Origin of the sequence: Pseudoalteromonas sp. NZS100 (assembly GCF_015864815.1) — a bacterium.
GTDB classification, from domain to species: Bacteria; Pseudomonadota; Gammaproteobacteria; order Enterobacterales; family Alteromonadaceae; genus Pseudoalteromonas; species Pseudoalteromonas distincta.
In genome coordinates, this window is the sequence record NZ_JADYWM010000050.1 from 1 (window position 1) to 1,426 (window position 1,426).

The window sequence follows — 1,426 nt, forward strand, 5'->3', positions numbered from 1 at the left end:
TAATGCCAGTCAGTTAAGCTGACTGGCATCTTTCTTTTTATGGGGATACTTAGATGGTTTTGGCTTAACCCATCGGGGATATCTTCTATCCTCTCGTCTAGCTGGAAGCTTAAATAAGACCAGTGTATCGAGTAAGTGCTGCCAGTGTATTGGAATGTTCCCTGGGCTCATTATAGATACTGACGAGAAATACTGAATGACAGCCATCGAACTGCTAGAGAAACTAAGCTGGTTAGGCCATATCCCTGTGACTGTCGCCGCCATCGTCATTATTCTTCGTATTAAATTATAGGCGAGTAACACGGCCCATAGCTCCTGACGCACCATGTCTGGACGCTTACTTCTTAAATGGTATGCGCTATCAAGCATGGTTTGTTTGATTTCTCTAAACCCAAGTTCTATCTCCCAACGATGACAATATAATTCAACAATTTCATTACCTGGATAACGCAATCTATCCGTCATCGAGGTTAATATACGGTAGCTTTTGCCCTTTATTGTTTTGCTGATTAATCTCGCTTTAATTGTTTCAGGAACATCGGGAAAGTTTTTTTGTGCATGCTTTGTGGTTTTCAATTCAATGATATGGTCATTTTTACCCGCGCTGGAGATGATTTCATACTGTAAGTCGGGCCTTGCTGGTATCAGCCAGTGCCTCATCTCCCCAGTTTGATGCCAACGGTTTAACAGGCCTAAAGAATAATATCCTTTATCAAACATAGTCAGTGAATTATCTGGTGTACGTTCAATTAAACGCTCAGCTAATTTCATCTCGTTGGTTTTATAGTTATCAAACTCGCTACTGAGAAGTTGATGGCTGGTCAATTCCATATGACAGACCATGCGTATTTGAGGAAAGGCTGTATCACCGTATTGGTTGCTACCTGAAGAGGAGGCTTTACGATTATCAGGCGTGTCGGCTGTTCGCCACACAACACCGTCAACAGCTAATAGGTTCAAACCATTCCATGTTTCGAATGACTGTTGCTTATACATTGATTGAGCAGATTTATTGAAAACGTGTTTAACGGAATCATCACCTAACCTTTGTCTCGCCTGTACCATCGCACTTGGAGCAACGAGTTGGTTCTTGCCAGGTAACATGATATCTAGCTTATTAGCGATATTCCAAACTGATTCTTTTCGAAACAATGCCATGCCAATAACTGACCACAAAACGGCTTCAAGCGGTAATCTTCGCTTACGAACGGTTGCAATCCCTGCTTGTTGAAAACCTTGTTCAATGATTTCAGGGTCAAGAATTTCTGATAATTTTTCAAAGGTATGGTATCGGCTGCTTTCTTCGAGTGTTGCTTGCAGTGCTTGTTCTATATTCACAAAAAATCCGTAGTTAGTTTCCTAACTACGGATTTTGCATGATCGTTTGGATCGGTCAACCGGTCATTTTCTTAACTGATCGGCATTA

Annotated in this window: 1 protein-coding gene; it reads right to left on the bottom strand. The window is 41.4% G+C overall.

Features of this window, described 5'->3' with window-relative positions; translation table 11 throughout:
• Window positions 1-9: 9 nt before the first annotated feature.
• Window positions 10-1,332 (bottom strand): IS4 family transposase, encoded by a 1,323-nt coding sequence (locus I6E69_RS20430; RefSeq protein WP_197122213.1) that lies wholly within the window; start codon window positions 1,330-1,332, stop codon window positions 10-12.
• Window positions 1,333-1,426: the final 94 nt, after the last annotated feature.